General features: G+C 26.7%; 13 protein-coding genes. 10 read left to right on the top strand and 3 right to left on the bottom strand.

All coding sequences use genetic code 4. The features are described 5' to 3' along the window. Positions 1 to 509: hypothetical protein (locus ACWXVU_RS02300; protein WP_456012109.1), on the top strand; the 509-nt coding region annotated here is incomplete at its 5' end. 26 nt (positions 510 to 535) lie between these two features. Here the strand turns inward: ACWXVU_RS02300 and ACWXVU_RS02295 are convergent. Beyond that, complete coding sequence (locus tag ACWXVU_RS02295) at positions 536 to 964, bottom strand: bis(5'-nucleosyl)-tetraphosphatase (protein WP_444705039.1); 429 nt, start codon at positions 962 to 964, stop codon at positions 536 to 538. Next, positions 951 to 1,478, bottom strand: coding sequence for a hypothetical protein (locus ACWXVU_RS02290; RefSeq protein WP_455966076.1), 528 nt, complete (start codon positions 1,476 to 1,478; stop codon positions 951 to 953). Before ACWXVU_RS02290 ends, ACWXVU_RS02295 begins: the two co-directional genes overlap by 14 nt. Before the next feature lie 268 nt (positions 1,479 to 1,746). Here ACWXVU_RS02290 and dnaX point away from each other — a divergent pair, with 268 nt between their 5' ends. From dnaX to rsmI, 6 genes are read left to right on the top strand one after another with little or no spacing between them, the layout of a single operon-like run. Continuing rightward, positions 1,747 to 3,717 (top strand): DNA polymerase III subunit gamma/tau, encoded by a 1,971-nt coding sequence (gene dnaX / locus ACWXVU_RS02285; protein WP_456012108.1) that lies wholly within the window; start codon positions 1,747 to 1,749, stop codon positions 3,715 to 3,717. 29 nt (positions 3,718 to 3,746) lie between these two features. Continuing rightward, a complete protein-coding gene (locus tag ACWXVU_RS02280) occupies positions 3,747 to 4,040 on the top strand; it encodes a YbaB/EbfC family nucleoid-associated protein (protein WP_438340682.1) in 294 nt (97 codons plus the stop codon). After that, complete coding sequence (locus ACWXVU_RS02275; protein ID WP_438340683.1) at positions 4,040 to 4,630, top strand: toprim domain-containing protein; 591 nt, start codon at positions 4,040 to 4,042, stop codon at positions 4,628 to 4,630. Before ACWXVU_RS02280 ends, ACWXVU_RS02275 begins: the two co-directional genes overlap by 1 nt. A gap of 8 nt (positions 4,631 to 4,638) precedes the next feature. Continuing rightward, positions 4,639 to 5,280 carry a dTMP kinase gene (gene tmk, locus ACWXVU_RS02270; protein ID WP_455966070.1) on the top strand — a complete coding sequence of 214 codons (642 nt, stop codon included), beginning with the start codon at positions 4,639 to 4,641 and terminating at the stop codon, positions 5,278 to 5,280. Continuing rightward, positions 5,280 to 6,158 carry a hypothetical protein gene (locus ACWXVU_RS02265; protein WP_455966068.1) on the top strand — a complete coding sequence of 293 codons (879 nt, stop codon included), beginning with the start codon at positions 5,280 to 5,282 and terminating at the stop codon, positions 6,156 to 6,158. Before tmk ends, ACWXVU_RS02265 begins: the two co-directional genes overlap by 1 nt. Beyond that, positions 6,148 to 6,855 carry a 16S rRNA (cytidine(1402)-2'-O)-methyltransferase gene (gene rsmI, locus ACWXVU_RS02260; RefSeq protein ID WP_444705043.1) on the top strand — a complete coding sequence of 236 codons (708 nt, stop codon included), beginning with the start codon at positions 6,148 to 6,150 and terminating at the stop codon, positions 6,853 to 6,855. The genes ACWXVU_RS02265 and rsmI overlap by 11 nt, the downstream gene beginning before the upstream one ends. A gap of 42 nt (positions 6,856 to 6,897) precedes the next feature. Here the strand turns inward: rsmI and rpsT are convergent, their stop codons facing one another. Beyond that, complete coding sequence (gene rpsT, locus ACWXVU_RS02255) at positions 6,898 to 7,161, bottom strand: 30S ribosomal protein S20 (protein ID WP_438340687.1); 264 nt, start codon at positions 7,159 to 7,161, stop codon at positions 6,898 to 6,900. Between the two features lie 149 nt (positions 7,162 to 7,310). On the opposite strand from rpsT, the gene ACWXVU_RS02250 reads away from it, so the two are divergent. The 3 genes from ACWXVU_RS02250 to ACWXVU_RS02240 all read left to right on the top strand — a co-directional run bounded on the left by ACWXVU_RS02250 (position 7,311) and on the right by ACWXVU_RS02240 (position 9,588). Beyond that, on the top strand, positions 7,311 to 8,015 hold the full coding sequence (locus ACWXVU_RS02250) for a YgjP-like metallopeptidase domain-containing protein (protein ID WP_456012107.1): 705 nt from the start codon (positions 7,311 to 7,313) through the stop codon (positions 8,013 to 8,015). Between the two features lie 14 nt (positions 8,016 to 8,029). Next, a complete protein-coding gene (locus ACWXVU_RS02245; protein WP_456012106.1) occupies positions 8,030 to 8,671 on the top strand; it encodes a hypothetical protein in 642 nt (213 codons plus the stop codon). A gap of 179 nt (positions 8,672 to 8,850) precedes the next feature. Beyond that, a complete protein-coding gene (locus ACWXVU_RS02240) occupies positions 8,851 to 9,588 on the top strand; it encodes a hypothetical protein (RefSeq protein ID WP_438340690.1) in 738 nt (245 codons plus the stop codon). The last annotated feature ends 36 nt before the right edge of the window (positions 9,589 to 9,624 follow it).

The raw sequence follows: 9,624 nt of genomic DNA, 5'->3' as shown, positions 1-9,624 counted from the left end.
TAGACTCAGTTGATTCAATCAATACTAACAATAATCTTATAAATAATATAAAAAACGAAGCACCAAAAATTGAAATTGATTACAACGATCCTTCTAATGATGAAATTAAAAGAATTATTGACACATTTTTTAATAGATACTTGTATAACAAATACGATAAGGCGAAAGAAGGAAAAGGACAAAGATTTGGATTTTCAATAGATAATTCACACAATAATAAGGATATAACTATCCATAATGATAATTTATACGATACTGAAGTGCCGAAAGATGAGCCTGAGTTAAATGTTCCGTGAGATGAGGATGATGAACCTAGTCAAATGCAAACTAAACCAAAAACAGAATCTAAACAAAAACAAGAACAAAAAAGTGAATCAACATCCTCTAAAAAAGAAACCATCATAAATGAAGATACAAAATGAGGTGATCTTTACAATTTATTTTCAGGCGGAATTCAAGGTCACGCACCTATCATTGATATATATGACATCCCCGGCGGAAAGAAATAATAAAAAATCTGGATTAAATCCAGATTTTATTTATTATATTTTCAACAATTAATGATGTAGTAATTTACAGCTTTTTGGAGCACTTCCCGGTTTGAGTCATGAGTAATGCGATTCACCATAGCTTCCTCAATTCCAACTCACTCAACTATTTCTATTTCTCCCGGCTTATTTTTTATATCAAAATTTTTTGGTTTTGCTAAAAAAAATATAACATCTTTAGTTGTGTTTTTGAATGGAGAATATGTTGTTTTTTCTTTAAAGCCATCAATGATTTCAATATCAACATTTGTTTCTTCTTTAACTTCTCTTAGTGTTGTTTCGATCTCCGTCTCATTTTTTTCCATATGTCCCTTAGGAAATGTCCAATGGCCGGCTGTTTGTTGAACAAGCAAAACATATAATTTAGATTCAATATTATTTAACACTACTGCGCCGCATGATTTAACGTATTTCATTTAAGATGCCACCTCTTTTTTTGATTGTAATATTTATTCCCAATATTGTAATTATATTTAAAATTAGAAGAGAATCAAAAATTAACTTGATTATTTTTAAATTCATGAATAAATTAATATTCTTTTCCCTACTATGTAGATTTTTTTGTAAGTAAGCATTTATTATAGCCTGGTGAGTCCCATTGATTAGAAATATTAGCAGAAAAAAAATTAAAATAAAAGCAATTAAAGCAATAACTAGACCGAAAACGGTTTTTAATAATTTATTATGATTAAGATTTTTTCTTTCCTTAAATATTGGCATATAGCTAAGGCTAGTTAACAACATAATAATATTTGTTAGTGTAATTATAGCTAATATTCCAATTAATAAATTTTTATTGATGTCTTTTTTTAATAATGCTGAAGCAATTATTTGTATAACGGATGCCAATAGAGCTACTATTACTAATACAAAGAATGTGTAGAAATTGCGCTTGATTTGTGACTTGATTAGGTTATCAATTTTATTCATATTTATTATTATATATATTAAAATAAATACTTTTTACTATTAGTTAGAACTTAGTAAATGTTTTTTAATTTCAATAATAATAGTTTGTTTTATGTTAACATGATTTTTTTAAAAAAAGAAGTTTTGATAATTTTTGCTTATATAATTTAATACAATAATAGCATAGAATACCTTTGCTTTTTTGATAGACCTTTAACTAAAGGTTATTGAGTTTTTTAAATTTAAAACATTGGTATAAAATATATTATTTATGTTTAGGGAGAGTTCTGTGATCACAAAAAAATATTTAGCTCTATATCGTCAATATCGTCCAAAGACATTTGAGGAAATTTGTGGACAACAACACATAGTAGAGACACTAAAAAATATTATTCATGAAAACAAAATTGGCCATGCCTATCTATTTTGTGGTCCGCATGGTAATGGTAAAACTTCGACAGCAAAGATTTTTGCAAATGCTATTAATTGTATCCACCGTAGCTCAGAAAGTCCATGTTTAGAATGCATTAAATCGATTGATAATAATATTGATATTATTGAAATCGATGCTGCTTCAAATACCGGAATTGAAGATATTCGAGAACTTAAAGAGAAAATCAAACATTTGCCTACAAATGGTAAATATAAAATTTATATTATTGATGAAGTCCATATGTTATCAAAAGCAGCTTTTAATGCTCTTCTAAAAACTCTCGAGGAACCGCCAAAACATGCTATATTTATTTTAGCAACTACTGATCCTCAGAAAATCCCGCTAACAATATTAAGTCGTGTTCAAAGGTTTAACTTTAAAAAGATTGATAAAAAAGTATTATTTAATCAGCTTGTTAATATCTTTAAGAGAGAAAATATAGTAGCAAAGGATGATGCCATTAAGTTAATTGTTGATTTGGGAAATGGCAGTTTTAGAGACACGTTAAGTATTGCTGATCAAGTCGCTATTTATTGTGCAAATGAAGAAATAACTAAAGAAGCAATAGAAAGGCTCTTTGGAATAGTAGATTTTCAAAATATCTGATACTTAATAAAATGTATATGTGCCAACGAGCATAAGCCTTTAATTGACAAGTTTAATTATTTGGTTGAAAATGGCGCTAGCATTGAAAAAATTGTTCTACAAATATTTAAGGCATTTAAAGACTATATAATTATGAAAAAAACTCATGACGAATCATTATTAGAGTTTGCTAACAAACAGCAACTTAGTGAACTTGATATTGATGATGAAGCTTTATTTAAATATATAGAATTAATTCAAAGCGCAATAAGAGATTCGAAAAATTCTGATATTCCCAAAGAACTTATTGATCTTTATTTATTAAAGATGTCTTCTTATAAGAAAAATAATTTAAATGATGGGATTATCAAAAAAAATATTGAAGATAATAATTTTTCATTTAATAATAAAGAAAAAGTTCATCAAGATAATTTGAATAATGATTTCCAACTGGTTGATGACGAAATTGCTAATAATGATAATCATAAACAATTTAATTCAATTTTTGATCTTAAAAGCATTTCTAACCAATTTGAAGCTCCTAATGAAATTAGCACACAATCAATCAAAAAAGAGCTCAAAGATGTTGGAATTGAAGAAATAAATGTTGATCAATTGCTTGAAAAAACATCAGAAATTCTTATTGTAGAAACGGCCAAGGAATATGAGAATTCAGATTTATTAAATGATATTATTAGTGCTGAGTATAATGATCTTGCCCCTTCTAAGACTGTCGAAATCCTTAAGGCAGAGTTAGACCAAGATGAGGTTAATTCACTTGTTTTTATTTACCAATACGTGCGAATGAAGATTTATAATTACGATTCCAAGGCTAAGACAGATATTGATACTATGTATTACAATATGATTGAAAGAAGAATTAAGAAGGAACTTGGATATTTGATTCCTTTGTTGACAGATTTTAAAATATTTTATAGTATTGATGACCTCATTGTTTTAAAAAGTGAAGACATTGCAAGGGTTCATCAACTAAATTTAAAAAGAACTAGTCCTGATTTTATTGAGGCTGTTAATAGCATTTTTGGCAGATACACAAATGTTGTTGCAATAACGCGTAACCAGCTTGATAATGCTATAAAATATTGTAAAGAAAATTGAGCAAGCAAAAAAGGCGAAGAAATTAAAATTATTAATTTGCCAAATTTAGATAAGTATAAAAATAAACAAAATCCCAATGTAGAATTTGCTAAGAAATTATTTGGCGACATTGTGAAGACATAAGGAAATCAAAAAAAGTAAGGAGAATTATTATGAACATTAATGAAATGTTAAAGAATGCAAAGAGAATTCAAGGAGAAATGGAAAAGGATGAGCAAGCTGTTGCTCAACAAAAGTTTGTTGTTGAAAAGCAAGGAATCAAGGTTACAATGAGTGGCCAAAGAAAAATTACAGAGATTATTATAAATGAAGCATTAATAGATCCTGAGGATCCTGAATTAATACAGGATTTAGTTATGCTTGCAGTTAATGAGGCTCTTGAAAAAATTGAAGCTGCATATGATGAAATTGGGGCAAAGTATTCAAATAGCGGGTTACCATTTTAATGAATTTACAACTTAGAGATAAAATCGTTGAAGCTCTAAAGATGATACCTGGTATTTCAAAAAAGCAGGCAGGCAAAATTGTGACTTATTTTCTTGAGGTTAATCCAGAATACACAAGTACATTGTTTTTGGATATTATAGACTTACAAAAGCAAACCAAGAAGTGTACACAATGCTTAGCATATACTACTAAGGATATTTGTGATATTTGTTTAGATAAAAAAAGAGGTAAAAAACTTTTTGTAGTCCAAGATAACAATGATATTGAAAAAATTGAGCAGTTGGACATTGAAAAAGGCAAATATTTTGTTTTTAATGAATATATCAATACTAAACAAATTAGTAATGAAACAACTAAAAAAATCAACCATTTATTAAGTGTAGCATCAAAAAATGATGAAATTATTTTAGCTTTAAATACTGATATAAATGGCCAAATAACAATGAAATTTCTTGAGAAAAAGATACGAGATGAATTAAAAAATAAGGATCTGTATCAGCTATCTGTTGGTATTCCTTTTGGAATGTCAATCGATGCCGCCGATCCGATTTCGTTAAAACAGTCAATATTAAACAAGAAAAAGGTGTAGGAGTATTTATGGGTCGAACAGGTAAATTTATTGCTTTTGAAGGAATGGACGGATCTGGAAAAACAACTATTATTCAAATGCTAAAGAATGATCTTATTAAGGATGGATTAATTGATAATTTTGTATTTACTAGAGAACCAGGATCTGCTTTTTCAAAAGAGGCTGAACACATTCGACAATTAATTCTTGATAATGAAAATTCATTTAGCTCGATGGTTGATGCTTTGCTTTTTGCGACAAGTAGACGCCTAAATCTTGAAAAAGGTATATGGCCTGCCTTGCAGGAAGAAAAACATGTAATTACAGATCGTTATACAACATCATCATATGTTTATCAAGGAGTTTTAGGTGAGGCTGGCTTGGAAAAAGTAGAAATAATTAACCAAATAGCAACAAATAAAACTGAACCTGATTTAATAATATTTTTTGATCTTGAACCTTCTGTATCGGTTGAAAGAATTACTAAGATGCGTGAAGGAATGGATAGATTCGAGACTTCCGATGTATCATATTATTTTTCTTTGCGAGAGGCTTATAATAAGGTTATTGCAAAAAACCGCTCTAGATACCGCGTTATTGATGCAAATTGTTCTATTATTGATTTATATGAGAAAGTTTTAGAAATTCTTAAAAAAGAAAATATTTTATAATGATTGATTTTGTTTTTAAAAAAATAATTGATAACTCTCTCTTAGAGCAAAAATTAGGACAAGTTTATTTATTTTCATCAAAAAATATTAAAAGTTTTGATGAATATTTTTTATATTTTATTAATAATGTTAATGGTGAATGTTTTGAAAAAATTAGCGACATTAAACTAGGCGATATTTACTTTTATGTGGATGGAAGAAAAAATACAATTGGCAAAGAAAATATTCTTGATGTTATGAATGAAACAACTGAAACATCGTTGTTATCTAAAAATAAGAAAAAAATACTAATAATTGACACTGTTGAAAATGGTACACAGCAATCACTTAATAGTCTCTTAAAGTTTTTGGAAAATCCACCCCAAAACACCATTGTTTTAATGTCTTGTAATTATATTTCTCAGGTTATAAGTACAATTAAATCACGTGCATTCATTATTGAATTAAATAATACCTTAAATACAAGAGATATTAATGAATTTAAGCCATTTAAGAATTTCTTTGTTCATACAAATAGTGAATATAATGAAGACATTATTCCTATTTTTACAGAATTAAGCAAGTCAATAGTTAATTCGAATAAAGAGCCACAAAAATTATTAGTTAAAATTATTAGTCATTTTAATTATGATAATAAGGAAGTAATCATAAATTTTATGATCATGGCATTTATGGATATATATAAAGTAAAAAAAGGATTTAATGATTTACTAATCTTGAATGATTATAAAATACAACCAACATCATTTGATTATGTTCCTATTTATAAAATATTATGTGTTCTTCAAGAAACTAAAGTAAATCTAAAAAATGCAGCAAACTTTAATCTACAAAAGGCTATTTTATTGTTGAAATTAGAGGAGTTCTATGGAGTTTAAAATTTATATCGTTGGAACCCCCATTGGAAACTTAGAAGATATAACCTTACGCGCTATTAGAATTCTAAATGAAGTCGAAATTATCTTGTGCGAAGATATAAGAGTAAGTAAGAAGTTATTAAATAATTTTAAAATAACAGGCAAAAAATTGATTTCTTATCATAAGTTTAATGAGAAAGAATTGGCTCCCCGTGTTATTTCCTATATATTATCGGGAAAAAAAGTTGCTTTAATTTCTGATGCTGGTATGCCTTGCATTTCTGATCCTGGTTTTAATTTAATTAGTGAAGCGAATAAAAATGGAATTTTTGTTGATGTTATAGGGGGAGTTACTGCCTTTACTCATGCATTCATAAAATCTAACTTTGGATCTACATTTAACTTTATTGGTTTTTTGAAAGATAAAAGTGGCGAGAGAATTAATCAGTTAAAAAAAATTAATGAGGGTGTTTATGTGGCGTATATATCGCCATATAAGCTAATAAGTACATTAAAAGATTTTGATGAAGTTTTTTCTAAAAAAGTTGATATTTACTTATGCAAAGAGTTAACTAAACTTTTTGAAAAAGATTATCGCGGGACTCCAAATGAAATTATTAAATTATTAGAAAATGAGCCAATTAAAGGCGAATATGTAATTGTCTTTAATATTAAAAAAGAAAAGCATATTAAGATTAATAAATATGCAAAAAAATAAAAACCGGAATTTTCCGGTTTTTAAAAAATTATTTATTAAGAATTAATTCTTTGATTTAGCAATAAATGCATCTAAACGGCTAGCTTTTCTTGCACCATTATTTTGGTGTAAAACACCCTTTGAAACAGCTTTATCAATTTCATGGTGTGCTTTAGCAACTAATTCAGCTGCTTTTTCATCTTGTGATGTTGCTGCTAATTTAGCTTTTTTGATAGCAGTCTTTACAGTTGATTTAATAGCTGAGTTACGTGCGTTAGCTTTTTCGTTAGATAATATTGCTTTTTGTTTTGATTTAATGTTTGCCATTTTTTTGCCTTTCTTGCTAAAAAAATAATTAGCATACTAATTTTACATAAAAACGCAATATTTTTTTGTATTTAGTTACTATTTTTGTTTTTTGTTACTTTTTTTAATAATTACACATTATTTATTTTAATTTATTAAAATATTTTTATATGAAAAGCCCTAATATGACTGTTTATAGAATAATAAATAAAGAAAAATATTTAATAAAACTTTATTATACTTACGATAATTCCTTTTTGCTATTGCAAGAAAATAATTATTATGTTTTGCAAGGTTCAATTATAAAATTATGTTCTAAGGAATGTTGAAGATTTGTGGATGAAACAATATTAAAAATAACTCAAAAAATCAATATTGATAATCAATATTTTCTTGGTGTTGATTATAATAAGAAAACATTTTATTACTTAGGCAAAAAAGTTAATTTTAAAATAAAAGAAAATCTCATCATTTTTGATGATGAAAAATTTGAGTCAATAAAAATCTCTAAAAAAATAACTCCTTTGTTAGCTGAAACTTATTTAAATGATCAATTGAATAAAAAACTAATTATCGTGTTTAAGTTTTATGCTGATGAAGCATATAAAAAAATTGTTGGTGAGGAATGCAATCTAAAATTTATTGTTATGAAAAAAAATACTTCATGAGCTTCAATAAATATAAGGACGCATAGGATAAGCATATGCAATAAATTAATTCATTTTAGTGAAGAAATAATAAGATATGTTGCCTATCATGAGGTCTGCCATATAATTCATCCAAATCACTCAAAAGCATTTCGGGATTTGTTAGAATCATTTATCCCCAATTTTCGTGAACTTGATAAAAAACAAAAAAGACACATTTTAGTCTAAGGAGAAATTTATAAATGGAAAAACAAGCTGTGGTGTTGTTGATTGTTATTTACACAATGTTAGCAATAATATTAATCATTGACTTAATTTTTATTATAAGACATTTTAAAAATAAAAAAAGAAGTGAAATGCAAAATGAAGAAAGTGAAATTAATAAAGTTGATCTAAACACCGAAATTAAGAAAATAAGTAGGTTTATACCTAACATGAAATATATAAAGGAAGGTAAATATAGACCTGAAAAATTTGACTCCTTTATTAGTGGTGCCCTAATCATAAATAGCTATGGTCTTTTTGTTATTAAAAATATAAAAGATAATGCTATGCTAGTTGAAGGTGATTATAATAATCGTGAATGGTTTTTGACTACGCCCAAAGCCAAATATTGTATTAATAACTTATTTTGGGATTTGAATAAAAATATTGATAATTTACTTCCTTTACTTCCTAATAATCTTCCAGTGATTGGCATTTTAATATTTGAAGATATCGATAAAATTGATATTAATAATTATCCAGGATATTTAGGCTTCTTTAAACTCAAAGATTTATCAAGTTTTATGAATGATGCAAAGCGCCAATTAAAGCCTATAATAACTCCTGAAAATGTTGAAAAAATTGTTGAATTATTAAATAATAAACGTCTTGAATTTTAGTTTGATGTTCTTATAAGAAGTATTGCTAAAACATTGCTTGTTTATTGAAAATGATTGCTTTTTTAGTATTTAGTATCTTAAAAAAATAAAAATTGTTTATATAAATGAATTAAATTATTTTTTTTGTCTATAATTAAAGCATAATATTATATAAAATATAAAACAATAGAAAGGAAATAATGACCAAAAGTAAACTAGAAAGATATTACATTTCTGAAAAGATTGGTGATGATAAAAAAGTGTCATTTAATTTCAAAAAAGCAAATCAAAAAATTTCAGGTAATTTTACTGAATTTGTTGATGCTGTTTCAGAATTTATTAGAGTTAGTGAAAAATCAAAAAATGATACTCGTGTGTGATTTCATCAAGACGGGGCCTACCGTGGAAGTGTTGATATAAAGAAAGCTCGTAACATAATTGAAAAAATATTAGAAGTTAAAGTTGAAAATGAAAAGGCTATTGAATATATTGAAAAGGAGGATTTGGTGGATAAACCAATGCCAGTTAAAAAGATGAAAACTACCCCTATGATCGATTTAGAAGCAGAAGCATCACAAACAACTTTTTATGTTGAAAATATTGAAACAAGAAAGGCTTCACAAGTTTCGGCTCTTGATGTTAAATCATTTTCAAAATACATAACAATTATTGAAAAGGTTAAACAGTTAGGCAATACATTAGTTGTTTCATTTCATTTAGAAAACGAAGGCAATTCATCAATGACTCACGAATACATTATTACAGGTTTTGCTGAAGAAGCAATGAGCTCATGTTCATCATGCAAAGCAATGCCTCACAATAAAAAACTTGGTTTATGACGTGAAAAAAGAGCTTTCCTTGCTTTATTCACAATATTAACATTATTAATTATTGTTAACATTATTTTAATTGTATTACGTGTAAAGGCTATAATCTAAATTAGATATATAAAAAGTAAAAATTTTTAAAAAAGT

The organism is Mycoplasma sp. 2575 (assembly GCF_053851635.1).
The sequence above is the reverse complement of the archived record's forward strand: the minus strand, read 5'-3'. Positions and strand labels throughout refer to the sequence as shown.